The following is a 26,008-nucleotide window of genomic DNA, read 5'->3' as shown; positions in this document are numbered from 1 at the left end:
ATGCCTGCTCCGTCAGGCTCGTGGTTTACAGCCAGTGCTCCGGATCGCGCATCCAGTGGACGATCGCCACGACCAGGATGCCTTCCAGCTGCGGTTCGTAGATGACGATGTAGCGGCCCTCGATGAGCACGCGGGCCGTCACACTCAACTCTGGCCTGGCTGTGCCCATCTTGGGGTGCTCCGCCGCCAGTTCCAGTTTGTCAAAAAATGCGCATGAGCAGCTTGTCGGCTGCCTTTTCATTCTCGATTGCGATAGTGTGCCAAATATCCCGCAAATCCTGCGAGGCGCGCGGCGTGAGCCGATATCTAGCCACGGGCGCGGCGTTCTGCCTTCAAACCGCGTATGAACTCGGCGGGTTCGACTTCCACCGGCTTGCCGCTGGCCATGCCGTCGGCATAGGCCCGCTTCAAGTGTTCCAACTCCAAGGCGCGCAATTCCTCGCGCTGTTCCCACAGGCGCAGAGCGTCGCGGACAATCTCGCTGTTAGAGGCATATCCCCCGCCTTCGACAGCGCTTTGCAGGCGGGCCGCCTGTTGCGGGGTGAGGGATATGGTAAGGGTGCGCATGGGTTGGGTTTTCATGCTTGGCCTTGTATCATATCTCACAAGATCTAACAATCTTTGTTAGGATCTCCGGTGATCTCCCACCGCGAGAATGGCAAAGTTTCAAGCTACCGCAGCGCTGCCGCAATGTTGCCGCCATCCACCGTCGTCACATTGGCGGTGGTGCGCTCTGCCAGCGCCTGATGCAGGAAGGCCTGGGCGACGTCTTCGGCCGTCACTTCCTGCCCGAGCAGATTGCCCGCCATATATTCCTTTTCCGATACCCCGCGGGCGCTCGAACGGCTGGCGATCATCGCGTCGGTCAACAGCCCGGAACGGATGCGGTCGGCATTGACGGCATTGGAGCGGATGCCGTGGGCGCCGTAGTCGACAGCATACTGCCTGGACAGGAAAAGCGTCGCCGCCTTTGGCATGCCATAGGCGCCGAACTTCGGACCCGGATTGATCGCCTGCTTGGAGGTGTTGAACAAAAGCACGCCGCCGGTGCCCTGCTCGAGCATGATGCGCACTGCGTTTTGCGCCGCCGACTGGTGGGCGAAGAAATTGAGCTCGAAGCTCTTGCGCAAAGTGGCGTCGTCGAGTTCGCCGATCCTGCCTTCCCAGGCCGCACCGGCATTCGAGACGAGGATGTCGAGGCCACCGTAGACGGCAACGGCCTTGTCGAAGGCAGCGCGCATCTGTGCCGGGTCGGTGATGTCGGCGCCGACGCCGATCGAACCGTTGCCGGCCTTTTTTGCCGCCTCCGTCGCCCTTGCCGCGTCGAGATCGACGACGACGGCATGAGCGCCATTGTCGGCGAACAGCTTTGCCGTGGCGGCGCCGATCGCGCCGGCGCCGCCGGTGACCAGCACAATTTGGCCGGTCAGCGGCTTCGGCTTGTTGGCGGCGAGCTTGGCCTGTTCCAGCGACCAGTATTCGAGCGGGAACAGGTCGGCCTTGGACAGTGGATGGAAATCGCCGATTGCTTCGGCGCAGCGCACCGCCTCGATCCACATTTTACCGACGTCGGAGGCAATCTTCGCGTCCTTCAGCGTGCGGCCATGGCCGAACATGCCGAGCCCCGGCACCAGCGTCAGGCGCGGCATCTGGTCGAGCATAGTCCGCTTCACGTCGTCGAGCGCGTCGTTGGTCTCGAAGTAGGCGCGATAGTCCCTGGCGAAGTTTTCGACATGCTGGCGAATGACGGATTTGTAGTCGCCGATCTTGTCTGCGTCGGGCGCCGGCAGCGCCATCGGTCCGGTCTTGATGCGGATCGACAGGTCGGGCGTCGACACGCCGCGCCCGGCATAGTCGGCAATTTTTGCCGAATTGATGAAATCGACAATCGCGTCCGAGGTGCGGAAATCGCTGATCATGCGGTCGAAGCGGCCTTCCCCGCGCGCCACCGCCACCGCGCCGCGCAGCATCGGCGCAATCTCCGCAGGCTTCGCCAGCCTGGCCGGCAAGGCAGCTTTTTCGATGTGCGGCTTGCCGTGGCTGGCGATGAAATCCTCGGCGAGGTTCACATAATGGATCATCCGGTCGTAAGCCTGCTTGGCATCGTCGCCGAAGGTGAAAATGCCATGCTTGTCGAGGATCAGGCCTTCGACCGTCGGGTCGGCGTCAAAGACATCGGCAGCCGCCTTCGCCAGGTCGAAGCCCGGCATGATGTAGGGCACGAACCCCATCTTGTTGCCGAAGACCTTCTTGCTCAGCGCCTCGCTATCGTCCTGGTCGACAATGGCGAGGATGGCGGTCGAGTGCGTATGGTCGACGAATTTATGCGGCAGGAAGGCGTGCAGCAGCGTCTCGACCGAAGGGTTCGGCGAAGACGGATCGATCAGGTTCACCCGCTGCAGCGCCACCATGTCTTCGTCGGAGAGTTTTTTGAGCGACCGCGCCTTGAGCAGCGCGCCGAGCTTGACCGCCGGCAGGCCCTGCGGCTCGATGACGCCCATGTCCCAGCCGCTGCCCTTGACGCAGAGCACGTCCCATTCGTCGCCGACGAGATCGATGGCCGTTGTCTTGCACGATGTGTTGCCGCCGCCATGCAGGACAAGCCGCGGTTCGCCGCCCAGGAGCCTGGTCGTGTAGACGCGCAGCGCCAGGTCGCGGGCCACGCCCTTCATTGCATAGTCGGCAACCAGCTTTTCCGCGTCGCCGTCATTCCACAGGTTCTTCATGTTCGCTTCGTCCGGTTGTTTTGTTGTGAAACAGGAATGCCGCGACGCCTTGATGACAATGCGTCCGCGGCTTGTGTTCTCTAGGCGACCTTTTCTGCTGCCGGTCCGGCATGGTCGAGCAGCCGTCGCGCCATCCGGGCGCCGACCACCAGATGCGTGCATAGCCCACCCGCGATCGCCGCCACCAGCGGTCCGAACTTGCTGTCCTCCTGCACCACCACGAGGCGCTTTTCAATCTTGCGCAGCGATGACAGCTCCGCCGAAATGATCCGCCTGTTGTAGCTGCAGTCGAGCGCCTTGCCTTGCGCGTCGATGATCTGACCGGCGATGACGCCGGCAGCCCCGGCACGACGCAGCACCTCCATTTCGCTGGCAGTCAGCGCGCCGCATTTGACGACATGGCTGTCGGCGTCGACGGTGCCGACCGAGTAAAGCGCCAGATTGCACGCACTGATGCCCGACAACTGCTCGCGGATCACCGGCTCGTCGCGCAGGCCGCGCGCCAGTTCCTCTGTCGTCAGCACCAGCGGCGCATAGAAATTGAGTCCCTTGGCATTGAGCCGGCGGGCGATTTCCATGGTGCATTGGTCGGGGCGGTAGGAATAGGGGGCTCCCAGATTGCCGCAGAGCTGCACCACCGTGACATCCTGCAGATCGGCATAGGACATGATGTCGGCGATCGTATAGATGGTCCTTCCCCAGGCGACGCCGATGCGATCGCCCTTCTTGATCAGTTCGAGAAAGACGCTGGCCGCCAGCACCGCGATGTCGGTCGACGGATCGGCGACATGGCCGTTTTCCGGCGCTATCCAGACGGCATCGAGCTTCAATGCGTCTTCGAGTTTGCGCGCCATGACGTCGTCGGTGAAAAGCTGGGTCGAGGTCGAGATGTTGACGATGCCGGTCTCGCGCGCTTTGCGCAGATACATAGCGACCGAGGCTCGGGAAATCTTGAGCTGGCTGGCGACCTGGTCCTGGCGCAAGCCGTGGGCATAATAGAGCCAGGCGGCCTTATGGATAAGCTGTTCTGCTGGTCGGATCGCCATGCCATCTCCTCGCTGACATTGTTCACGGCTGTCGACAAAAGTCAAACTGGGCAAAGGCAAACGACGCCTTTCGCCCGCTGAATCTACATCATACCTTGTGCCAAATGCGCTCTATCGTGGCATGGTGACGGGCCGGAAGCCTGTGGGGTAGAAGGTCTCGATCAGACATTACAGCGCCGCGCGTCCTTTCGGACGCGCAAAGGACGCTGTAACACTTTAGATCTTGCGCATGCCCCGAAAATCGATTCCGATTTTGGGGACATGCGCCATGGGAGGACGGGATGGGCAATCCGTACGAACAGGATCTCGGCAGGAATCCAGCCAACCACCAGCCGCTGACGCCGCTCAGCTATCTGGAGCGGGCGGCAAGGACCTTTCCCGCCCATGTCGCGATCATCCATGGTCGCCAGCGCACGACCTATCGCGATTTCTGGCGGCGGTCGCTGAAGCTTGCTTCGGCGCTCTCCAGGCGCGGCATCGGCAAGGGCGACACCGTAACCGTCATGCTGTCCAACACCCCGCCGATGCTGGAAGCGCATTTCGGCGTGCCGATCACCAAGGCGGTGCTGCATTCGCTCAACACCCGTCTCGATGCCGCCGTCATCGCCTTCCAGCTCGACCATGCCGAAACCAAGGTGCTGGTCGTCGATCGCGAGTTTGCAAATGTCGTCAGCGAGGCGCTGGCGCTGGCCAGGGTAAAACCGCTGGTCATCGACTATGACGATCCCGAACACGCCACTGATGCCCCTTATCCCAAGGGCGAGCGGATCGGCTCGCTCGACTACGAGACCTTCGTCGCGGGCGGCGACGAGGATTTCGCCTGGTCGATGCCGGACGAAGAATGGGATGCGATCTCGCTCAACTACACCTCCGGCACGACAGGCAATCCCAAGGGCGTCGTCTATCACCATCGCGGTGCAGCGCTGATGGCCTATGCCAACACCATCCATGCCGGCATGGGCAAGCATGCGGTCTATCTGTGGACGCTGCCGATGTTCCACTGCAACGGCTGGTGCTTTCCGTGGACGCTGGCCGTGCAGGCCGGCACCCATGTCTGCCTGCGCTGGGTGCGGCCGAAGCCGATCTACGACGCCATCGCCGACCACGGCGTCACCCATCTGTGCGGTGCGCCGGTGGTGATGTCAGTGCTGATCAACGCCAGCGACGAGGACAAGCGGCAATTTCCGCAGACGGTCACCTTCAACACCGCCGCGGCACCGCCGCCGGAAGCGGTGCTGTCGGGCATGGCCGATGCGGGTTTTGCCGTCACCCACCTCTATGGCCTGACCGAGACCTATGGCCCGGCGGTCGTCAACGAATGGCAGGGCGAGTGGGATGGGCTGGAGAAGGGACAGAAGGCGGCGAGGAAGGCCAGGCAAGGTGTGCGCTATGCCGCGCTCGAGGATCTGACGGTGATGGACCCCGAGACGATGGAGGAGACGCCGGCCGACGGCGAGACGATCGGCGAGGTCATGTTCCGCGGCAACATCGTCATGAAGGGCTATCTGAAGAACCGCAAGGCGAGCGACGAGGCCTTCGCCGGCGGCTGGTTCCACTCGGGCGACCTCGGCGTCATGCATCCCGACGGCTACATCCAGCTCAAGGACCGCTCCAAGGACATCATCATTTCCGGCGGCGAGAACATCTCCTCGATCGAAGTCGAGGAGGCGCTCTACAAGCATACCGCCGTCGCCTCCTGCGGCGTCGTCGCGAGGCCCGACGACAAATGGGGCGAGGTGCCGATCGCCTATGTCGAGCTGAAGCCGGGCAGGACGGCGACCGAGGCCGAGATCATCGATCACTGCCGCGCGCTGCTCGCCCGCTTCAAAATGCCGAAAGCGGTGATCTTCGCCGAAATCCCGAAGACCTCGACCGGCAAGATCCAGAAGTTCCGGCTCAGGGAGATGGCCAAGGGGTAGGTGGATCAGGACCGTCGGCGTCACGACGGTGCAGAGCGTTTGATGGCAGCAGGACAGAGGGGGGCGCGAAGGATCACGACAGATCAGAATTTAGCCTGAGCCGCCGCTCATGCCGGGAACCGGCAATTGGGCCCGTTCAGTATTGCGAACAATTTTTTTTACCGAAGATGCGAGAGCACGTTGAGCAGCTTGCCGGTCGGGTCGGCAATGAAGAAGCGTCTTACCCCCACGGTTCGTCGGTCAAATCATAGACCACTCTGCAACCGATCTCGTTCGCGCGCAGATAAACCGCGTCGACATTGTCGACCTCGATCGACAGATCAGCCACCGGGGTGCCTGAGCCGCACTCAACAACGTGCCTTGCAGCAGCTGGATCGGCTGAACGGAGCAAAAAGATCGCTCTGTGTCGGATCGAGCGCCTCGCGATCGTCCTCGATAAAGAACCGACTCGACGAAAGAAGATCTAGCAGGAGGAGCATTCTAATGGAGAACGCGGAGCGGAGCCCCAGGGCTACACGGCGCGAATGGATGGGGCTCGCGGTTATCGCGCTGCCTTGCCTGCTCTATTCCATGGACCTGACGGTCTTGAATTTGGCTGTGCCGCGGTTGAGCGCAGACTTGAGGCCTTCGAGTTCGCAACTTCTGTGGATCGTGGACATTTATGGCTTTCTGCTTGCCGGATGCCTGATCACGATGGGCACGCTGGGCGACCGCATCGGCCGCCGCAGACTGCTTTTGATCGGCGCGGTGACATTTGCAATTGCTTCGGTCTTCGCGGCGTTCTCCACAAGCGCCGAAATGTTGATCGTCTCGCGTGCGCTGCTCGGGATTGCCGCGGCCACGCTTGCGCCGTCCACCCTCTCGTTGATCCGCAACATGTTCCTCGATCCGAGGGAGCGCACGGTTGCGATCGGCGTCTGGATCGCCAGCTTCTCCGCGGGCGCTGCCATCGGCCCGCTGGTCGGGGGCATCCTGCTGAGCTATTTCTGGTGGGGTTCCGTGTTCCTCGTGGCCGTACCGGTCATGGTCGCGCTGCTGGTGTTCGGTCCGATGGTCCTGCCCGAGTATCGCGATCCAGAAGCGGGTCGGCTCGACATCTTGAGCGCCGCGCTGTCACTTGTCGCGGTGCTTTCGGTGATCTACGGCATCAAGGAAATCGCCGAACATGGATTCGGCTTGGAGGCGGCCTTCGCCATTGTCTTCGGCGTGGCTGTCGGCGCGGTTTTCGTCTTGCGTCAACCACGGCTGAAAAATCCCCTGGTCGATCTGCGGCTCTTTCGCTCGCGCGCCTTCAGCGCTTCATTGGCGGTCAACGTTCTCGGCTTCTTCGTGGCGTTCGGCTCGTTTCTCTTCATCGCGCAATATCTGCAACTGGTGCTCGGGATGGGACCCTTTGTAGCGGGCCTGTGGACGGTGCCTTCCGCCGTCGCTTTCATCGCCGGTTCGATGCTGACGCCAATCGCGGTCGGTAAGGCTCGCCCGGGCTATGTGATGGCTGCCGGCCTAGCGCTCGCGGCAGTGGGATTTCTCATTCTCACCCGCAGTGGCGGCCGAGCCGATCTCGCGGTCATCGTCACAGGCTACAGCGTCTTCTCCCTGGGCCTCGCACCAGTGTTCACTTTGGCCACCGACCTCATCGTGGGCACCGTTGAACCCGGGCAAGCCGGTGCGGCCTCCGGCCTCGCGGAAACCAGCAGTGAGTTGGGCGGCGCGCTCGGCATCGCGATCCTTGGCAGCATCGTCACCGCCATCTATCGCGGCGGCGTGACCGGGATGGTCGCCTACGGGATGTCCGAACAGGAAATCAGCGTTGCCAAGGACACGCTTGGAGGCGCCGTCGCAGTTGCAATCGCCTTGCCGGAGACGCTCGGTTCCGACCTACTCGGCAAAGCGCGGGAGGCGTTCACTCAGGCATTCCAGATGACTGCCGGCATCTGCGCGTTGGTGGCGCTAGCTGCGGCCATCCTTGCGGGGGTCCTGTTGCAAAAAGTGCGGGGGCAGTCTGAGGCTGGGCAGCAGCCAGCAAAAGCTGCGACATCAACCGACGCCTGAGGCTTAAGCACGACACGGAACATGAGGAGGGAACCCCATGTCGATTCTCAGACCATCAGAGCCTGGAGGTCAAGATGAGACCCTTTCTCGGCCATGGTCGCGAAAGGCCGCCGCGGTCAGCAAAGCCGGGTGGATCGTCGCCCTGACTGGGGTGATATTGCCGCTTCTCATGATCGGCGGGATGAAATTCACGGCCGTTGAGATCGAGGCGTTGAGGCCGCTGATCGGCGGTACGCCTTGGCTCGCCTGGGTGTATCCGGTATTTGGTGAAGCCGGTGCCTCTTCTGTGCTTGGTGTCGTCGAGATCGCGACCGCGCTTCTCCTGATTGCCTGCCCTTGGTCGGCGCGCGCCGGTGTCGCCGGCGGGGCATTGGCCGCCCTGATTTTCCTGATCACCTGTTCGATCATGGTTGCCCTGCCGATCTGGGAGCCAACGCTGGGCTTTCCCGGTCAGTTCCTGATCAAGGACATTGCGCTGCTCGGCATCGCGCTTGTCATACTGGGCGAAAGCCTGAACAGATTAACAAATCGGGCACCTAAGCGGATCCAAGTCGAAGCGAGTGGCAGAACCACGTCATCCCGCCTACCCGCGCCAAAGGCGGGGCCCCATCTGCTACGAACTTGTGGGACGGGCATAAGTACGGTGCCTGCGCGCCATCTGACTCACCTTCGACTAGATCGAAAACGCCCCGCTCGCCACCACGATGCCGCGTCCAGACACGCTCACCGAGCCGGCATCGACATCGACCTCGATGATGCTGGTACGTCCGAGCGCCGTGCCTTGCTCGACCTTGATTACGCCGGGCTGCGCAACACCGTGTGCAACCAGATGTGCGGCGAGCGGACCAGCCGCCGTACCGGTTGCCGGATCCTCGGCAATGCCGACAGTCGGGTTGAAAAACCGTGCATACGCTGTGCTTCCCCGCAGTGGCGGATCAAGTGAGAAGACGTAGCAGCCTTCCCCGCCGACCTCGTTGAGCAGGTCGAAAAGCTGTTTGGCGTCAGGCGAAATCCGGTCGACGGCTTGGCGATCGCGGATTGGCACCAGGAGATGGGCAGCACCGGTCGAGACCACCTGGCAAGGCACGACGTCCGTTATTTCTTCAGTATTTAAGCCAAGTGCCGCGGCAAGGGCGCCAGGATTTGAGATCTGCCGGCCGGCCACTGGGGCTTCTTGCCGCATAATGATCTTTTCGAGTTTTCCCTGGCTTTGCCAGATGGCCAATGGATATACCAAGTCGCCGATCTGTTGGTGAAACCATGTCGGGCCATCGCCCAACTCGAGCCGCCCGGCCGCAGCGAGCCACCACCAGGCCCCTAGCGTGTTGTGGCCGCCTGCGCCGAAAACCTCCACGCCTTTCGGCGTGAAAGAGCGCAATTTCCAATCGGCGTCCGCCCGGGTCGCCGGTAGGACAAAAGTGGTCTCGGACTGGTTGAACTCACGGGCAATGTTCTGCATCAGCTCGAGCGCCAACTCGTCACCGCCATCAACCACCGCAAGGGAATTGCCGGTCAGCGGCTCTACCGCGAAGACATCGACGAAATGAAATGGAATTGTTCTGCTCATGGTTTTTCCTCCGAGAACCGCAATTGGGCCCGTTCAGTTTGCAGAACAATCTCTACCGAAAGAACAATCTCTACCGAACATGCGAGAGCACGTTGACTAGCTTGCCGGTCGGGTCGGCAATGAAGAAGCGTCTTACCCCCCACGGTTCGTCGGTCAAATCATAGACCACTCTGCAACCGATCTCGTTCGCGCGAAGATAAACCGCATCGACATTGTCGACCTCGATCGACAGATCAGGCACCGGGGTGCCTGAGCCGCCCTCGCTGGCGATGCTGATCTGGGGGACGGTGGTTTCGCTGGACGCCAGCGTGACGAGCCAGCCGTGATCCATGACGGCATCGAGCCCGAACAAATCGGTATAGAACTTCCGAACATCCGGAATGCTGTCAGTTGCGATATTCGAGACAATGCGCAGCACGGTCATTCCATGTCTCCTTCACAGCTTGGCGTATCTCCACAGCTTCGATGATAACGCATTGCTGCGCTGCGGGGACCCGCAGCAGGCTTCGTTAACGCTGTTCACGCCTAGGTTGTATCAAAGGATGTCACCGGTCGTCCAGAAAGGTAACATCACCTGTTGACAGGGGGGGAATTTCGAATTACGAGTGACGAAATTCAAAATTCGTCACTCGTAAGAGCTAATGATACATGATGCATGACACCCTCGACACGACGGCTGATCTGGTCCGGCAGGAGAATGTCGCGCGCATCCTCGATTGCGCAGAGCGGCTGTTCCGCCACTACGGCTACGGCAAGACCAATGTCGCCGACATAGCCCGTGAACTCGGCATGTCGACGGCCAACATCTACCGTTTCTTCGCCTCCAAGGTCGAAATCCACCAGGCCGTTTGCGGCCGTATGCTCGCTACCTGCTACCAACTGACCTACGACGCCTGCCATAGTCCCGGAACGGCCAGCGAAAGGCTGCGCCGCTACGTGCAAACGCATTATCAGTGGACCCGCGACACCATGCTCGACCAGGAGAAGGTGCACGAAATGGTCGTCGTCGCCATCGAGCGCGATTGGCATGTCATCGAGAAGCATATCGACAGGATCCGCGGCTTGGTCGAGGAGGTGATCCGCGAGGGAATCGCGGCCGGCGAGTTTGCCGACCAGGACCCGGAAGTCGCTTCGCGGTGTTTCGGCGCCTCTATCATCACCCTGTGTCACCCGCAGATGGTCGCCCAGTGCCTTGCCAAGAACAACCGGGCGATGCCGGACGAGCTTATCGAGTTTGCCATCAGGGCCTTGAAGAAATGACCGGCGGCGTCCGCCGGCGTCGACAATCCATCTCCAGTTCGGGAGTACGCAAGTGTCTTTGTCCAAATCCATCATGAACAGGCTGCCGGCCATTGGTCCGGCTCTGGTCGTCGTCGCGGCGCTTGGGCTCGCCGGTTGCTCGCAAGAAAAAGTGGAAGTCAAGGACATCGTCCGGCCGGTCAAGGTCGTCGAGATCGCCAAGGCGAACAATACCCGTGAGCTCTCCTACTCCGGATCGGTGCGTGCCCGCACCGAGATGAATCTCGGCTTCCGCATCAACGGCAAGATCACCGAGCGCCTGGTCGACATCGGCCAGCGCGTCAAGCCGGGCGACGTTCTGGCCCGCATCGATCCCGCCGACTACGACCTTTCGGTCAACAGCGCCGAGGCCAGCCTCGAGGCCGCCGAGCGGCAGGTCGAGACAACGGGCCTTGCCCGCCGTCGTGCCGAACAGCTGTTTGCCAAGAAGTTCTCCTCGAAATCGCAGCTCGAACAGGCGACGCTCAGCTATGATCAGGCGGTCGCCACCCGCAATTCCGCCCGTTCAGCGCTTGACCAGGCGAAGAACCAGGTTCTCTACACCGACCTCAAGGCGGACAGGAATGGCATCGTCACGTCAGTCACCGCCGATGTCGGTCAGGTGGTCGGCTCCGGCACGCCGGTTGTGACCGTTGCCGTCGATGGCGAAAAGGAAGTGCTGATCGCCGTGCCGGAAACGGATATCGCCCAGTTCAAGCCGGGCAAGGACGTCAAGGCAAGCTTCTGGTCCGACGAAGCGCTGACGCTCGACGGCAAGGTCCGTGAAGTCGCCGGCAGTGCCGATCAGCAGTCGCGTACCTTTGCCGTTCGCGTCAGCCTGCCCAACGATCCGCGCGTGCTTCTCGGCATGACGGCGAATATCGAGGCTTCGGCCGCCAACAACAGCCTGCAAAGCGTATCGATCCCGTTGAGCGCGCTGGCGCAAAAGGACGGCCAGCAGATCGTCTGGACCGTGGACCGCAGCGGCGAGACCGTCCATGCGCGTCCGATCAAGGTCGCCGAGTTCACCGCCGACGGCGTGCATGTTGCCGAAGGGTTAAAACCCGGCGATGTCGTCGTTGCGGCGGGCACGCAATTCATGACCGAAAATCTGAAGGTCAAGCTGGCCGGCGATGCGGTGCAGCAGTCCGCATCGGCGGACGATGATGGCGGGGCCATGAAGCGCGTGCGCTGACGGCCAGGCATAAAACGGCTTTTCCTCGCATCGGCGCAAGCCGCGAGGTCAAGCGGTTCACGGTTTCCGGGCGGCAGGTGCCCGATTGTCGAGACGTCAGGTCGATGTACCCCCCGACATCGGTCCTGGCGCCCCACCGCGATGAGTGTCTCTCCGCTCGGAAAGCCTCGCCGCCCGGAAGCCACCATAAGAAGCTCCGTGGGCATGCCATGTGCGTGCGCTGACGATCGGACAGATGGACTGGCGCTATGACCACCGACACCACCGACACCCATGAAAAAAGGCCCTTCAATCTTTCGCGCTGGGCGATCGGGCACCCGAGCATTGCGCGGTTCCTGTTCGGCCTGATCATTGTTGCCGGCGCGCTCGGCCTGATGCGCATGGGCCAGAAGGAAGACCCGGATTTCACCTTCCGCGTCATGGTTGTCCAGGCGGTCTGGCCCGGTGCCTCGATCCAGGAGATGGAGGACCAGGTCGTCAATAAGATCGAGCGCAAGCTGCAGGAAACGCCGCATCTCGATTTCGTCCGCTCCTACACGCGCGCCGGCAGCGCCATCATCACCCTGCAGGTGGAAGGCGACACCAATCCGACTGAGGTCGCGGATGCCTTTTACCAGGTGCGCAAGAAGGTCGGCGATATCGCCAATGAGCTGCCCCAGGGGCTGCTTGGGCCTTACTTCAACGACGAATTCGGCGACACTTTCATCACTCTGCATTCGATCAGCGGCGATGGCTACAGCTATCCCGAACTGAAGAAACTGGCCATCCAGGCGCGTGACATGCTGCTGACGACGCCCGGCGTCGAGAAGGCGGTGATCATCGGCGACCAGCCGGAAAAGCTCTATATCGACGTTTCGTCCAAGGTGCTTGCCGAGCGCGGCCTGACACTCACCGATCTGCAGAACGCGATCAACGGCCAGAACAATGTCGATCCGGCAGGCTCGGTCGATACCGGCCAGCGCTCGGTGCGCATCTCGGTCGAGGGCAGCGTGACCGAGGCGGCCGACATCCGCGAGCTTCGCCTGCGCGCCGGCAATCAGGTGACGCGCCTCGGCGACATCGCAACCGTGAGCCAAGGTCTCGAGGATCCCTATCAGCGCAAATACCGCTTCAACGGCCACGACAGCGTCCAGGTCGGCGTCGTCATGGCCAAGGGTTTTAACGTCACCGATGTCGGCAAGGAGGTCGAGGCTACCTATCACCGCTTCGAAGAGGCCTTGCCTTACGGGGTTTCGGTCGATCAGATCGCCGACCAGCCGGAAGTCGTGCGGGACGCGGTGGGCGAGTTCATGACGGCGCTCGGCGAGGCGCTGCTGATCGTGCTTGTCGTTTCGTTCCTGACGATCGGCTGGCGTTCGGGCCTGGTGATCGCGATCACCATTCCGCTCGTTCTGGCCGCGACCTTCGCCATCATGTACGAGATCGGCATCGATCTGCAGCGCATTTCGCTTGGCGCGCTGATCATCGCGCTCGGCCTGCTTGTCGACGATGCGATGATCGTCGTCGAAATGATGGAACGCAAGCTCGAGGAAGGAATGGTCAAGATCGAGGCGGCGAGCTTCGCTTACACCTCGACGGCCTTTCCGATGCTGACCGGCACGCTGATCACCACCGCCGGCTTCATCCCGGTCGGCTTCGCGGCTTCGACGGCCGGCGAATATGTGCGCACGCTGTTCTACGTCGTCGGCATCGCGCTGGTCGTCTCCTGGTTCGTGGCGGTCTATTTCACGCCGTGGCTTGGTCATATGATCCTCAAGCAGCGAAAACACGCCGGCAGCCATCACGATGTCTTCGACACGCGCTTTTATCGCCGGCTTCGCGCCACCGTCAGCTGGTCCGTGCGCCACCGCATCATCGTGCTGGTCATGACGCTGGTGACCTTCGTCACCAGCCTGTGGGCGTTCCAGTTCATCCCGCAGAATTTCTTCCCGCAGTCGTCGCGCCCGGAAATCCTTGTCGACCTCTGGCTGCCGGAAGGCACCAGCATCAAGGAAGTCGAGACGCAGGCCAAGGCGCTCGAAACCAGGATGATGGACGACAAGGACAAGCGCTTCATCGCCACCTATATCGGCGAGGGCGCGCCGCGCTTCTTCCTGCCGCTCGACCAGCAGCTTCGCAATCCGAACTTTGCCCAGCTTCTGGTGATGGCCAATGACGAACCGGCCCGCGAGCGGCTGATCGCCAAGCTGCGCACCATTCTGGCCGAGGATTTTCCGTCCGTCCGTGCCAAGGTCGACCGCCTGTTCCTTGGGCCGCCCACCGGCTGGCCGGTGCAGATGCGCGTCATGGGCCCGGATCGCCAGGAGGTGCGCCGCATCGCCGACGAGGTGAAGGCGAAGTTCCAGGCAAATCCGCTGCTCGGCGCCGTCCACGACGACTGGCTGGAGCCGGTGCCGGAGATGAAGCTGGTGATCGACCAGGATCGCGCCCGTGCGCTCGGCGTCACCTCGCAGCGCATCCGCCAGATGCTGCAGGCGACCATGTCGGGAGCGCCGCTCGATGATTTCCGCGACGGCGAGGAGACGGTTTCGATCGTCGCCCGCGAGCCGGAGGCAAGTCGCCACCTGCTGTCGGCGGTCGACTCGATCTCTGTCCCGACGGATTTCGGTGGCTTCGTGCCGCTGTCGCAGGTCGCCAAGGTCGTCCCGGTGCTGGAGCAAGGCGTCGAATGGCGGCGCGACCGCCTGCCGACCATCAGCGTGCGCGCCACGCTGCCGGACGGCGTGCAGTCGAACGATGTCGTCATGAAGATGTACAGCGAGATGCAGGGCCTGCGCGACGGTCTGGCGCCCGGCTACAACATCGAGATCCAGGGCGGCGCCGAGGATTCGGCCGAAAGCCAGGCCTCGATTGCAGCGAAAGCTCCAATCATGCTGGCCGTCATCGTCGTGCTGCTAATGATCCAGCTGCAGCACTTCGGCAAGGCGATGCTGGTGCTGGCGACCGGTCCGCTCGGCATCATCGGTGCTGCGGCGGCACTTTTGATCAGTGGCGCGCCGTTCGGCTTCGTCGCCATTCTCGGCGTCATCGCGCTGCTTGGCATCATCATGCGCAACTCGATCATCTTGGTCGACCAGATCGACCAGGACATCGCAGCCGGCATGGAACGCTCGGAGGCCATCATCGGCTCGGCAGTCCGCCGTTTCCGGCCGATCATGCTGACGGCGCTGACGGCGGTCCTGGCACTGATCCCGATCTCGCGCGGCGTCTTCTGGGGTCCGCTCGCCTATGCCATGATGGGCGGCATCCTCGTTGCCACGGTGCTGACCATCCTCGTCCTTCCGGCAGGCTATGCCTTGTTCTTCGGCCGGGAGCGCAAGAAGGTCGAGGACGCGGCGCCGGCCGCCGAGCCGGCCGCCGAGCCGAAACTGGCGGAAAACGATGACCAGCCGCAACTGCCCCTGGCGGCCGAATAGGGTCGAGGCAATCGCGCAGGTTGGCGCCGCCCCTCATCTGGCTGCCGCCATCTTCTCCCCGTATAGTGACGGGGAGAAGGACGCCTTCGCAAAGGATTTCGCCAATATCCAGCGCTGCAAAAAAAGCGCCGAGCGTGCGGCCAGCCCCTTCTCCCCGTCACTATACGGGGAGAAGTGCCCGGCAGGCTGATGAGGAGCGGCGCCGACATCGATAATTAATCTCAAGTGAGGCTACTGCGCGCCGGAGGAGGACGTCATGACCATAGCTCAGGCACCGGTGGCGCTGCGCCGGCCGATCGACGGACGCCACCGCAAAATGTTCGTCGATGGGGCCTGGGTCGACGCCCGCTCGGGCAGGACCATGGAGACCCGCAATCCGGCCACCGGCGCGGTCATTGCCACGGTGCCGCGCGGCGACCGCCAGGATGTCGAGCTGGCGGTGGCCGCAGCGCGCAGGGCCTTCGACGGGCCGTGGAGCCGGTGCAAGCCCTATGAGCGGCAGGTGCTGCTGCTCAGGATCGCCGATCTCTTCGAAAAGCACTGGGAGGAGATCAGCCGCTCGGACACGACCGACATGGGCATGCCGATCGTGCGCACCCTGGCCAACCGCAACCGCGTCATCGGCATGCTGCGCTATTACGCCGGCATGGCGACGTCCCTGCACGGCGAGACGATCGAGAACTCGCTGCCGGGCGAAATCGTCTCCTTCACGCGCAAGGAGCCGGTCGGCGTCGTCGGCGCCATCATCCCGTGGAACGCCCCGACGGCGGCTTCGATCTGGAAGATCGGACCGGCGCTGGCGACCGGCTGCACGGTGGTGCTGAAACCGTCGGAAGAGGCGCCGCTGACGCCGCTTCTGATCGCAGACCTCATGAACGAGGCCGGCGTTCCCCCAGGCGTCGTCAACATCGTGACCGGCACCGGCGCCGAGGCAGGCGCCGCACTTGCCGAGCATATGGGCGTCGACAAGATCGTCTTCACCGGCTCGACGGCAACCGGCCAGTCGATCGTCCGCGCCTCGGCCGGGAACCTCAAGCGCGTCTCGCTGGAGCTTGGCGGCAAGTCGCCGGTCATCGTCTGCGCCGACGCCGATCTCGACAAGGCGGTGCCGGTGGCGGCGATGTCGGTGTTCGCCAATTCCGGCCAGATCTGCATCGCCGGCTCGCGCCTGTTCGTCGAACGCTCCGTCCATGATGAATTCATCGAGCGGCTGGCGGCCTATGCCAAGGGTCTTAGGATCGGCGATGGCATCGATCCGGCGACCGAGATCGGCCCGCTCGTCTCCGAAAAGCAGCTGCAACGGGTCGCCTCGTATCTCCAGGCCGGCACGGCGGAGGGCGCGACCCTCGTCACCGGCGGTGAACGCCTCATGGAAGGTGCGCTGGCCGCCGGCAATTTCGTCGCGCCGACCGTCTTTGCCGGCGTTTCGGACGACATGAGGATCGCGCGCGAGGAGATCTTCGGGCCGGTGATTTCGGCGCTGCCGTTCGATACGCTCGATGAGGCGGTCGAGCGCGCCAACAACACGCCCTACGGTCTTGCTGCCGGGGTCTTCACCCGCAACATCGCCATCGCCCACCAGCTATCGCGAAAAATCCGTGCCGGCTCAGTCTGGGTGAACACCTATCACGCCATCGATCCGGCCGTGCCCTTCGGCGGCTACAAGATGAGCGGCTACGGCCGCGAGGGCGGTGCCGAGCACCTCGACGAGTATCTCAACACCAAGGGCGTGTTCATCAAGATCGATTGAGCGATCCGCCGAATAGGCCCTGAAACGAAAAACCCGCCTCGGCGGCGGGTAATCATCGGCACGAACATGCGGGGATCAAGCGCGCATCGCGCGCTTGATCCCTTCAGGCGGGGTCAGATGACGAACAGCCAGTTGGCGAGCAGCATCACCACGACGCCGGCGATCAGCGTCAGGTAGGGCAGGATTCCCGCCTTTCTGACCGCGAGATCCGACGACGTCATGCCAAGGTCAGCCAGCATATGGTCGGGGAACTTTCCCTTGTCCTGGATGTAATGCCTGAAGCAGAACACCGGGATGATGAGGGCAGCCGTGATCAGTCCTGCCCACAGCGCCATCGGGTTCCAGACCTTTGCCCCGGCGCCCATGAAGATCATGTTGACATAGGCAAAGATGGCGCCGAGGCCGAGCAGCCAGCTCGGCGCGCGCCATGGCCGCGCGATATGGCCATTGTCGATGCGGTGGATCCAGCCGGCGTTGAGGTTGAGGAAGTTGAAGATGATGTAGCCGCAATTCGACACGGCGAGGATGAAGAAGAAACTCGTCGCGTCGGCCGAGGCGATGGCCAGCACGGCCAGGTTGAAGATCAGGTCGGTCCACATCGCCCGCGTCGGGGCGCCGTGCTCGTTGACATGGCTGAGATAGCGGGGCAGCCAGCCATCGACGGAGCCTTGGTAAAGCGTGCGCGAGGACCCCGCCATCGCCGTCATGATGCACAGCACCAGTGCCAGGATCATCAGCATCACCAGCAGGCTATGGATGAGCTGTCCGCCGCCGACCATGCCGGCCAAGGCATCGGCAACACCGGAGCCGTCGACGATCGGGGTGGCCAGCATGCCGTTCAAGCCGAGCACGCCCTGGAAGGTGAACGGCACCAGGATGAACAGCAGCATGCACAGCAGGCCGGAATAGAAGATCGCCTTGAAGGTGTCCGTGCCGGGATTCTTGAACTCGGACGTGTAACAGACGGTTGTCTCGAAACCGTAGGTCGACCAGGCGGCGATGAACATGCCGCCGAGAACGAGCGTCCAGCCGGCGATGTTCCACGCCCCGGGCTCCGGCGCGTAGGCGGCCGCCAGCGGCACCAGTGGCGAAAAATTCGCCCAGTCGATCTGGCCGGTGACGATCGGCACGACGCCGACGATCAGCATCGGGATGATCACGAACAGGCCGATATATTTCTGCACGTTGGCCGTGCCCAGGATGCCGCGATGCTGGATCGAGAAGATGATCAGCATCAGCACCGCGCCGATGAAGAAGGTGGCGTTGAAGGTGAAAGAGACCGGCCCCAACGTGTGACTGTAGAGCGTCCAGTTGCGGATCGCCGGCGTCGCGGCCGCGCTCACCGCCGTGATGGCGTCGGCGGCACTCGCCCCAGTATTAGCCGCGATATAGGCAAGGACTTCCGGCGAGGTGTCGGTAAACAGCGGCACCGGCGCCAGCGCGTTGAGGATATAGGCGGCGGCGATAGAGCAGCCGAGCGACAGCACCGGCGACCAGGCGAACCAGTTGCACCACACTGAAAGCGGCGCGATGAACTTGGAATAACGCAGCCAGGCGGTGGCGCCATAGATCGAGGCGCCGCCGGACTTGTTCGGGAACAGGCCAGCGATTTCCGCATAGGTGAAGGATTGCAGGAAGCCCATGATCATGGACACGGTCCAGATCAGGAAGGCCAGCTTCCCGGTCGTGCCGGCAATGCCGCCGATCGAAAACAGCACAAGGGCGGGAACGCCGCTTGCCACCCAGAAGGCACCGCGCCAATCGATGTTCCGGTGCAGCTTCCCTTCGGCAGCCGGCACCAGGGCAGAGACTATCGTGCTCATTTGCGTGAATTCCCCATTTTGATGTTCCCCATCGGCGACAGTCGACATTTCGCGATGCGTCACCGACGCACGCGTTGAACGACCTCAGGCGTTTTCCGCTCAGTAGTATTTTTTTCTTGGGAGTGAAGATCGACGCGTCACGCTTTCACGTCAAGCGTTTTTGTGAAGCTGTGCACATCGCAGATGTGGGACACGCTCTTGCCTTCTCCCCTTGTGGGAGAAGGTGACCTCGCGAAGCGAGGTCGGATGAGGGGTGATCCAGCTTGGCACCGACAGCATTCCGTCCAACATCACTCTTCCGTCTCGGCGCTGCGCGCCGATCCACCCTCTTCCACAGGGGGAGAAGGCAAGGGATGCTGCCGTCAGGAACGCGGTCTGGTCTTTTGCGGGTCGTAGTGCGCGAAGGCGACGACGCGCGCCGGCAGCCGCTTGCTGTGGCCGTCGAGCTTGCCGATCTCGACTTCGGTACCAATGGCGGAATGGGTAACGTCAAGCCTGGCCAGCGCGATGTTCTTGTTGAGCACGGGCGAGCGCATGCTCGAAGTGACCTCGCCGATCTGGGCGCGGCCGACATGGACGCAATCGCCATGGCCGACCGCGACATTGGCGTCGATGTCGAGGCCGACCAGTTTCTTCTGCGGGTTTTCCTTGCGCCGGATCAGCGCCTCGCGGCCGATGAAATCGTCGGTCTTGCTCTTCAGCGGCACGGTGAAGCCGATGCCGGCCTCGAACGGGTCGGTCTGGTCGGAAAATTCATAGCCGGCAAAGATCAGCCCGGCCTCGATGCGCACCATGTCGAGCGCCAGCAGTCCCATCGGCTTCAAGCCGTGCGGCTGGCCGGCCTCCCAGATGGCGTCGAACACCTTCTCGGCGTCGCGGGGATGGCACCAGATCTCGTAGCCGAGTTCGCCGGTGTAGCCGGTACGCGAGACGACGATTGGAATGCCGTTGCCGCCGCCGATGCGGGCGACGGCGAAACGGAACCATTCGAGCTCCTCGATCGACGGCTGCAGCGGCGAAGTCCAGATGATCTCCTTCAGGATGTCGCGGCTCTTCGGTCCCTGCACGGCGACATTGTGCATCTGGTCGGTCGACGAGCGCACCAGCACGTTGAGGCCGAGGCTCGTCGCCGTGTCGCGCAGCCATTCGCCGGACAGATCGTCGCCGCCGACCCAGCGGAAATTGTCCTTGCCGAGCCTGAGCAGCGTGCCGTCGTCGATCATGCCGCCATGCTCGTAGCACATGGCGGAATAGACGACCTGGCCGACGCCGAGTTTTTTGATGTCGCGGGTCAGCGTGTATTGCAGCAGCGCTTCGGAATCCGGGCCGGTGACCTCGAATTTGCGCAGCGGCGACAGGTCCATGATCACGGCATCCCGCCGGCAGGCCCAGTATTCGTCGATAGGGCCCTCTTTTGCGAAGGAATTGGCCAGCCAATAACCCCTGTACTCGACGAAGTTGCGGGTGTGCTTGGCAAAGCTCGAATGAAATGATGTCTCGCGGGTCATTTTCGGTTCCGAATCGGGCGTCATGCGTCTCGCGATCGCTCGCGAGAATTTATGCTTACCGGAATAGGTCCGCACATGGATGTCGGTCAGGTTCCAGCCATTGGCCGGCGTCGTGTCGTCGGGACAGGCGGACGACACGCAAACGATGTCGGTAAGCGCCCGCAGCAGCACATAGTCGCCCGGCCGCGACCATGGCTCGTCCGACACCATGACGCCGTGCGCGTCGATCGCCGTGTTGAAGAAGAAATTGATCGCCATCCAGCCCGCGCGAGGAGTTACACCCTTGTCGGAAAGCGCACGGTTGAAATTCTCCGAGCAGTTGGGATGACCGGGATAGCCGATGTCGTCGTAATATTTGGCGGCGCAAGCGAGCGCGAACGCATCGTGCCGGCCGCAGGTGTCCTGCACCACCTCGACCAGCGGCTCCATGTCCTGGTCGTAATATTTCGAATGCAGGCCTGGCATCGGATAGCTCGAACCCATCAGCGTGCGGGTCGTCGTCACGTCGAGCGGATGGTCGCGTCCCTTGTCGAGCTTGCGCGCCGAAAAGCACTGGAAGTCGGTGCATTGCCGCCCGTCGACATCGATGATCTGCAGATAGTCACCCGCCCTGACGAAGTAGGCTTCCGCGGTCGCCGAATGGACGCGCAAATCGAGCACCGGGTCGGCCAGCGGGTCGCCAAGCCTGGACTTCGCCGCCGGACGGATCGTGGCGCGGCGCACGATGACGCCGAGCGGCGTTGCAGTGTCGTGGCCGTCGACCGGCATCGGCCCGCCCGGGGCGGCGATCAGCATCGAGGCGTCGCGCGCGACGGCAAAACCCTGTTCGGTGCCGGCAGGGGTGGCGCCGCCGAAGATGCGAGCCGCCTTTGGCTGATCGAGCTGCACCTGGCGTCGCTCGAGCCCCCGGCGCAAGGACGCGAGGCTGTCGTCGCCATTGGCCAGCAACGCCTTGGTGCCGGCGGCATTGCTGTTCGATTTCTCGCCGAAAATGCCGGCATCAGTCACGCCGCTCTTGTCCCATGCCAAGAGCTCGCAGGCTTGGCCGCCTTCGACGTTGCGTACGATGATGGTATCGCCGGCCTCGACATCGATGAGCACCGCGCCATTGCCTTGAACGGAATAGCGCTCCATGCCGGCGGGCAGCGCGATCTCGCCGGGCCGCAGGATTAGGCTCGGTCGAGGCGGTCCGGCAGCGACGGCGGGGTAGGGCGACTGGCTCATCTCGACCCGGGTCTCAAGAAACAAGTTTGCCTGTCCGTAAAATTATTTTATCAGCAAGAATAGCAGTGCGTGTCGGTTTGGCAAGGCGAAGGTGGTGGGGCTCCCCCTTCTCCCCTTGTGGGAGAAGGTGGCCGAGCGAAGCTCGGTCGGATGAGGGGTGCTCCAGCTTGGCATCGGCCGCACTCCGTCCAACACCCCTCAACCGTCTTGGCGCTGCGCGCCAATCCACCTTCTCCCACAAGGGGAGAAGGGAAGAGGCAACCGCTACCCCAACTCCTCGGAATACCCGATGTCGACGCCATACTCGGCGGCTGCGTCGAGCATCGTGTGCCACAGGCTTTCGGCGAAACTTGCAAACACCAGAAGATTGAACACCGGCTGCCCGTCCGGCCGATCATTGCCACGCCAGAGATTGACGCCGGTGTGGTCGATCGATGTGGTGGCAGCGGCGTCGATCGGAAACGCCGTCGGGTGCAGATCGATCGATGACAATTTCGCCAGCATGGCGCGCGCCTTGGCTCCCGAGACGCTGATCAGGGCGCGCGCATGCGATTGGTCCGACAGCGAGGCGGATTGCGAGAACGCCTGTCTCAAAATGTCCATCACGTGCTTGCCGCCTTTGGACAGGACGAGGAACTGGTCCGGTCCCGACCAGATGAGCGCAGCGTCCGCAGCTTGCACCGCCTTGGGCGCGTCCGGAGCCGCCATGCCGAAGCGGGCTTTGGCGGCGTTTGCCAGTTCCGCCCCTTTGCCGCGCCGCGCCATCACCTGGATCAGGTCGAAATTGCGAACTTCACTGAGGGAAATGCCCGACGCGACGTCGCGCGCGCCATGGGCGCCCACGACAAGTGCGTGCTCCAGCGGACTGCGAGAAAGCCACGAAAACTCAGCCACGCTGGCGCCCTCCATCCGGATCGTAGAAGACGGGATTGCACAGCTCGACATCATAGTCTTCACCGCGCAGCGGGTCATGCGCATGGACGATCTCGCCGATGCGCTCGCGGCCGCGCTCGACAAGCGCCAGCCCGATCCACTGGTCAAGCGTCGGCGAGAAACAGACCGAGGTGACATAGCCCTGGTCGTTGGCGGAACCCGGTACCTCGGCTTTCGGAATGATATGCGCGCCGGAGCGCAGGCGGCGCGCTCTGTCCGTCGGCTTGATGCCGACCACGACCTGCCGGTCCGGTGCGACCAGCGCCTCGCGTCCGGCCATGACGCGGCCGATAAAATCCTTTTTGGTCGACATCATCTTGCCCAAGCCGAGATCGGCCGCGGTCGTCGTGCCGTTCAGCTCGGGCCCGGCGACATGGCCCTTTTCGATGCGCATGACGCCAAGCGCCTCGGTGCCATAGGGTGTGGCGCCGAATTGTTTGCCGGCTATCATCAGGTTGCGCACCAGCGCGTCGCCGTAGCAGGTCGGAACGGAGATCTCGAACGCCATCTCGCCGGAGAACGAAATGCGGAACAGCCGCGCCCCGATGCCGCCGCGAAGGGATACCTCCCGCGCGCCCATGAATGGAAAGCCCTCGTTCGAAAGGTCCTCTGAATCATCAACGATCTGTTTCAGCAACTCCCGTGCGCTCGGCCCGGCGATCGAGAATTGCGCCCACTGGTCGGAGACTGACGTAAGTTGCACGTCGAATTGAGGAAACAGCACCTGCCGGCAGAATTCGAGATGCTGCATCACCGGCCCGGCCTTGGCGGTCGTGGTGGTCAGGAAATAGTGGTCCTCGGCCAACCGCGACGTGGTGCCGTCGTCGTAGACCATGCCGTCCTCGCGCAGCATCAGCCCGTAGCGGGCTTTTCCCACAGCAAGGTTGGAGAAAGTGTTGATGTAGACGCGGTCGAGGAAGGCGCCGGCATCCGGTCCGTGCACGTCGATTTTGCCGAGCGTCGAGACGTCGCAAAAACCGACACCGCCGCGCACCGCCTTGACCTCGCGGGTGACCGTTTCCAGCCAGTCCTTCTCGCCGGCGCGCGGATACCATTGCGCGCGCTTCCACAAGCCGGTGTCGACGAACACCGCGCCCTGTTCGGCTGCCCAGTGATGCGACGGCGTCAGCCTTGTCGCATGGAAGTTTTCGTCGCGATGATGGCCGGCAAACGCGCCGATGGCGACCGGCACATAGGGCGGACGGTAGATCGTCGTGCCGGTCTCGGGAAGGGATTTTCCTGACAGCGCCGCCATGATCGCGAGGCCGGCGACATTCGAGGTCTTGCCCTGGTCGGTCGCCATGCCGAGCGTCGTATAGCGCTTGAGGTGCTCGACCGACTCAAAGCCTTCGCGCTGCGCCAGTTCGATGTCCGCAGCGGTGACGTCATGCTGGTAGTCGACAAAGGCTTTGCCTTTGCCGGCAATATGCCAGAGCGGGGTCAGCGAAAAAGCTTCGTCTTCGGCGACTGGCGGAGCGCCGGCATTGCCGCTGTGTCCGGCACTCTGCGCTGCCGCCGCACCGGCGGCGAATCCCTGGCGCAGGCAGGCGCCGAGCCCAAAAGCGCCGTTGGCGGCACCGGCGGCCACCATGCCGGGAGGCGCGCCGTCCGGCACGAAGGCGGATATGTCGTCCTGCCATTTCGGCCGGCCGCGATGGTAGGAAGTCAGCCCGACCGCCGGGTTCCAGCCGCCGGAAACGGCAAGCCCGTCGGCTTCGACCTCGGCGCGTGCGCCGCCGGCGAGCGCCACCGAGATTTTCCTGACACCGTCCTTGCCGCCGTCCACCCCGCTGACGAAACCGTTCAAAACGGCAAAGCCGGCCTTGGCGGCAAGCGCGCGATGCGCGGCCGATACGTCCGGACGCGCATCGACAACGGCAGCGATCTGCAATCCGGCGTCGAGTGCCGCCTCGACCGTGCGCCAGCCATCCTCATTGTTGGTGAACAGCGCAATCCTCTTCGCCGGGGTTGCCGCATAGCGCGCGATATAGGTCCGCATCGCCGAAGCCATCATCACGCCGGGCGTGTCGTTGCCGGCAAAAACGATCGGCCGTTCGATGGCGCCGGCGGCAACAATCGAGCGCTTTGCCACGATCCGCCACAGCCGCTGGCGCACCTGATGCTCTGGCGGGGAGGGCAGGTGGTCGTTGACCCGCTCGATCGCGCCATAGGTGCCGCCATCATAGACGCCGAACAGCGTCGTGCGGGTCATGATGCGGACGTCCGGCAGCGAGGCGAGCTCGGCCAGCGTGCGCGAAATCCATTCGGCTGCGGGCACCCCGTCGATCGTGCCGCCGTCGGCAAGCAGGCGGCCGCCAAGCGCAAAATCTTCCTCGCACAGGATGACGCGGGCACCAGATCGGCCGGCGGCAAGTGCTGCCGCCAGCCCGGCTGGGCCGGAACCGGCGATCAGCACGTCGCAATGCGCCCACGTCTTGTCGTAATGATCAGGATCGGCAACGCCCGCGGCGCGGCCGAGACCCGCGGCGCGGCGGATCGCCGGCTCGTAGACCGCTTCCCAGAATTTTGCCGGCCACATGAAGGTCTTGTAGTAGAAGCCGGCGACGAAGATCGGTGAGAACAGCTGGTTGACCGCCATCAGATCGTGGCGCAGCGACGGCCAGCGGTTCTGGCTGGCGGCTTCCAGACCGTCATAAAGCTCGGCGGTGGTCGCCTTGGTGTTGGGCTCGCGCCGGGCTCCGGTGCGCAGCTCGACCAGTGCGTTGGGTTCTTCCGAGCCCGCGGTCAGGATGCCGCGCGGCCGGTGGTATTTGAACGAGCGGCCGACCAGCTTGACGCCATTGGCGATCAGCGCCGAGGCAAGCGTGTCGCCCTGGAAGCCGGCAAAGGTTTTGCTGTCGAAGCGAAAGTTCAGCGGCGCCGAGCGGTCGATGAGACCGCCCGATGTGAGACGATGGGGCTGGCTGGTGATCACGGTTGCCGGCCTTCATGCAGGAGCGTCGCGCTGCCCCTAACCCTCCCCCTTGTGGGGAGGGTCGCTGCGAAGCAGCGGGGTGGGGGTGCGGCGCCGGGGGCGCCCCCCCCCCCCCCGCGGGCCCGCCCCCCCCCCCCCGCGGGGGGGGGGGGGGGGGGGGGGGGGGGGGGGGGGGGGGGGGGGGGCGGCGCCCCCCCGCGGGCGCGGGGGGGGGGGGGGGGGGGCGCGGCCCCCCGGGGGGGGGGCCCCCCGCGGCGCCGACCCCCACCCGGACCTGCGGTCCGACCTCCCCACAAGGGGGAGGTAGGGGCCTCGCGTTCTTCGCGGCAGCGCTGAGCTGGCTAAGAATACTCATTTTGCCACCTGCCTTGCACCCACGCCCGCCGCCGGCTCGACCGAGGAGATCTCGTGCGTCAGCGTGTTGCGGGTGATCTTCAGCCAGGCCCGGCAGCCGCCGCCATGGTACCAATGTTCGCTGGTCTCGCCGGCAATGTTGTCGCGTAAATAGACATAGTCGAAGACCTCGTCTTCCGAGGCGCCGGCAGCCGGCCGCAGCGGCTTGGCGTCGCCGAGACAGGTGAACTCGCCGAGTTCGCGTTCGCCGCAGAAGGGACAGACAATACGCATGCTTTTCGG

17 protein-coding genes and 2 pseudogenes are annotated in these 26,008 nt (G+C 63.4%); 7 read left to right on the top strand and 12 right to left on the bottom strand.

The features are described 5' to 3' along the window. Window positions 1–25: 25 nt before the first annotated feature. The 4 genes from AC0L3O_RS04095 to AC0L3O_RS04080 all read right to left on the bottom strand — a co-directional run bounded on the left by AC0L3O_RS04095 (window position 26) and on the right by AC0L3O_RS04080 (window position 3,772). Window positions 26–169: a type II toxin-antitoxin system RelE/ParE family toxin gene (locus tag AC0L3O_RS04095; protein WP_473614869.1), complete on the bottom strand. Its 144-nt coding sequence runs from the start codon at window positions 167–169 to the stop codon at window positions 26–28. A 137-nt stretch (window positions 170–306) separates the two neighbouring features. Next, window positions 307–567 (bottom strand): type II toxin-antitoxin system ParD family antitoxin, encoded by a 261-nt coding sequence (locus AC0L3O_RS04090; protein WP_413468400.1) that lies wholly within the window; start codon window positions 565–567, stop codon window positions 307–309. Between the two features lie 104 nt (window positions 568–671). Beyond that, window positions 672–2,726, bottom strand: coding sequence for a bifunctional aldolase/short-chain dehydrogenase (locus AC0L3O_RS04085; protein ID WP_473614868.1), 2,055 nt, complete (start codon window positions 2,724–2,726; stop codon window positions 672–674). 80 nt (window positions 2,727–2,806) lie between these two features. Continuing rightward, the gene (locus AC0L3O_RS04080; RefSeq protein WP_287182949.1) at window positions 2,807–3,772 is read right to left on the bottom strand and encodes a sugar-binding transcriptional regulator; all 966 of its coding nucleotides are present in this window, start codon (window positions 3,770–3,772) and stop codon (window positions 2,807–2,809) included. A 281-nt stretch (window positions 3,773–4,053) separates the two neighbouring features. On the opposite strand from AC0L3O_RS04080, the gene AC0L3O_RS04075 reads away from it, so the two are divergent. Beyond that, entirely contained in the window at window positions 4,054–5,691 is a 1,638-nt protein-coding gene (locus AC0L3O_RS04075; protein WP_473614866.1) for an acyl-CoA synthetase, read from the top strand. Between the two features lie 158 nt (window positions 5,692–5,849). Here AC0L3O_RS04075 and AC0L3O_RS04070 read toward each other — a convergent pair. Next, window positions 5,850–6,040: pseudogene (locus AC0L3O_RS04070) on the bottom strand (VOC family protein); the annotation flags it as partial. Between the two features lie 134 nt (window positions 6,041–6,174). Between AC0L3O_RS04070 and AC0L3O_RS04065 the strand changes: the two are divergent. Next, complete coding sequence (locus AC0L3O_RS04065; RefSeq protein WP_473614865.1) at window positions 6,175–7,743, top strand: MFS transporter; 1,569 nt, start codon at window positions 6,175–6,177, stop codon at window positions 7,741–7,743. Window positions 7,744–7,780: 37 nt separating this feature from the next. Further along, window positions 7,781–8,206 (top strand): annotated as a pseudogene (locus AC0L3O_RS04060) (DUF417 family protein); the annotation flags it as partial. 210 nt (window positions 8,207–8,416) lie between these two features. Here AC0L3O_RS04060 and AC0L3O_RS04055 read toward each other — a convergent pair. Then, window positions 8,417–9,310: a PhzF family phenazine biosynthesis protein gene (locus AC0L3O_RS04055; RefSeq protein ID WP_473614864.1), complete on the bottom strand. Its 894-nt coding sequence runs from the start codon at window positions 9,308–9,310 to the stop codon at window positions 8,417–8,419. 70 nt (window positions 9,311–9,380) lie between these two features. Further along, window positions 9,381–9,734, bottom strand: a complete 354-nt coding sequence (locus AC0L3O_RS04050; protein ID WP_473614863.1) for a VOC family protein — start codon at window positions 9,732–9,734, stop codon at window positions 9,381–9,383. Window positions 9,735–9,961: 227 nt separating this feature from the next. On the opposite strand from AC0L3O_RS04050, the gene AC0L3O_RS04045 reads away from it, so the two are divergent. From AC0L3O_RS04045 to AC0L3O_RS04030, 4 genes are all read left to right on the top strand, one after another. Continuing rightward, window positions 9,962–10,570, top strand: coding sequence for a TetR/AcrR family transcriptional regulator (locus tag AC0L3O_RS04045; protein WP_128167597.1), 609 nt, complete (start codon window positions 9,962–9,964; stop codon window positions 10,568–10,570). A gap of 73 nt (window positions 10,571–10,643) precedes the next feature. Then, a complete protein-coding gene (locus tag AC0L3O_RS04040) occupies window positions 10,644–11,783 on the top strand; it encodes an efflux RND transporter periplasmic adaptor subunit (RefSeq protein WP_473615015.1) in 1,140 nt (379 codons plus the stop codon). Between the two features lie 248 nt (window positions 11,784–12,031). Further along, window positions 12,032–15,199 (top strand): efflux RND transporter permease subunit, encoded by a 3,168-nt coding sequence (locus tag AC0L3O_RS04035; RefSeq protein ID WP_473614861.1) that lies wholly within the window; start codon window positions 12,032–12,034, stop codon window positions 15,197–15,199. A 256-nt stretch (window positions 15,200–15,455) separates the two neighbouring features. Next, on the top strand, window positions 15,456–16,949 hold the full coding sequence (locus tag AC0L3O_RS04030) for an aldehyde dehydrogenase family protein (protein ID WP_473614860.1): 1,494 nt from the start codon (window positions 15,456–15,458) through the stop codon (window positions 16,947–16,949). Between the two features lie 113 nt (window positions 16,950–17,062). Here the strand turns inward: AC0L3O_RS04030 and AC0L3O_RS04025 are convergent, their stop codons facing one another. From AC0L3O_RS04025 to AC0L3O_RS04005, 5 genes are all read right to left on the bottom strand, one after another. After that, the gene (locus AC0L3O_RS04025) at window positions 17,063–18,772 is read right to left on the bottom strand and encodes an APC family permease (RefSeq protein WP_473534861.1); all 1,710 of its coding nucleotides are present in this window, start codon (window positions 18,770–18,772) and stop codon (window positions 17,063–17,065) included. A 362-nt stretch (window positions 18,773–19,134) separates the two neighbouring features. Further along, on the bottom strand, window positions 19,135–21,504 hold the full coding sequence (locus tag AC0L3O_RS04020) for a DUF1989 domain-containing protein (protein WP_473615013.1): 2,370 nt from the start codon (window positions 21,502–21,504) through the stop codon (window positions 19,135–19,137). A 264-nt stretch (window positions 21,505–21,768) separates the two neighbouring features. Further along, window positions 21,769–22,398 (bottom strand): sarcosine oxidase subunit gamma, encoded by a 630-nt coding sequence (locus tag AC0L3O_RS04015; protein ID WP_128167458.1) that lies wholly within the window; start codon window positions 22,396–22,398, stop codon window positions 21,769–21,771. Further along, window positions 22,391–25,369: a sarcosine oxidase subunit alpha gene (locus tag AC0L3O_RS04010; RefSeq protein WP_473615012.1), complete on the bottom strand. Its 2,979-nt coding sequence runs from the start codon at window positions 25,367–25,369 to the stop codon at window positions 22,391–22,393. Before AC0L3O_RS04010 ends, AC0L3O_RS04015 begins: the two co-directional genes overlap by 8 nt. 354 nt (window positions 25,370–25,723) lie before the next feature. Further along, window positions 25,724–25,999 (bottom strand): sarcosine oxidase subunit delta, encoded by a 276-nt coding sequence (locus tag AC0L3O_RS04005; RefSeq protein ID WP_128167769.1) that lies wholly within the window; start codon window positions 25,997–25,999, stop codon window positions 25,724–25,726. Window positions 26,000–26,008 lie beyond the last annotated feature (9 nt).

It is taken from the genome of Mesorhizobium sp. WSM4810 (genome assembly GCF_055811235.1).
Note: the sequence above shows the minus strand (reverse complement) of the source record. Positions and strands in the feature narration are given on the sequence as shown.

Coding starts and splice junctions, on each gene's coding strand:
- AC0L3O_RS04025 (WP_473534861.1), bottom strand. CDS start 18,772: ATGAGCACGATAGTCTCTGCCCTGGTGCCGGCTGCCGAAGGGAAGCTG.
- AC0L3O_RS04085 (WP_473614868.1), bottom strand. CDS start 2,726: ATGAAGAACCTGTGGAATGACGGCGACGCGGAAAAGCTGGTTGCCGAC.
- AC0L3O_RS04095 (WP_473614869.1), bottom strand. CDS start 169: ATGGGCACAGCCAGGCCAGAGTTGAGTGTGACGGCCCGCGTGCTCATC.
- AC0L3O_RS04020 (WP_473615013.1), bottom strand. CDS start 21,504: ATGAGCCAGTCGCCCTACCCCGCCGTCGCTGCCGGACCGCCTCGACCG.
- AC0L3O_RS04080 (WP_287182949.1), bottom strand. CDS start 3,772: ATGGCGATCCGACCAGCAGAACAGCTTATCCATAAGGCCGCCTGGCTC.
- AC0L3O_RS04055 (WP_473614864.1), bottom strand. CDS start 9,310: ATGAGCAGAACAATTCCATTTCATTTCGTCGATGTCTTCGCGGTAGAG.
- AC0L3O_RS04045 (WP_128167597.1), top strand. CDS start 9,962: ATGCATGACACCCTCGACACGACGGCTGATCTGGTCCGGCAGGAGAAT.
- AC0L3O_RS04050 (WP_473614863.1), bottom strand. CDS start 9,734: ATGACCGTGCTGCGCATTGTCTCGAATATCGCAACTGACAGCATTCCG.
- AC0L3O_RS04005 (WP_128167769.1), bottom strand. CDS start 25,999: ATGCGTATTGTCTGTCCCTTCTGCGGCGAACGCGAACTCGGCGAGTTC.
- AC0L3O_RS04030 (WP_473614860.1), top strand. CDS start 15,456: ATGACCATAGCTCAGGCACCGGTGGCGCTGCGCCGGCCGATCGACGGA.
- AC0L3O_RS04075 (WP_473614866.1), top strand. CDS start 4,054: ATGGGCAATCCGTACGAACAGGATCTCGGCAGGAATCCAGCCAACCAC.
- AC0L3O_RS04040 (WP_473615015.1), top strand. CDS start 10,644: ATGAACAGGCTGCCGGCCATTGGTCCGGCTCTGGTCGTCGTCGCGGCG.
- AC0L3O_RS04035 (WP_473614861.1), top strand. CDS start 12,032: ATGACCACCGACACCACCGACACCCATGAAAAAAGGCCCTTCAATCTT.
- AC0L3O_RS04090 (WP_413468400.1), bottom strand. CDS start 567: ATGCGCACCCTTACCATATCCCTCACCCCGCAACAGGCGGCCCGCCTG.
- AC0L3O_RS04065 (WP_473614865.1), top strand. CDS start 6,175: ATGGAGAACGCGGAGCGGAGCCCCAGGGCTACACGGCGCGAATGGATG.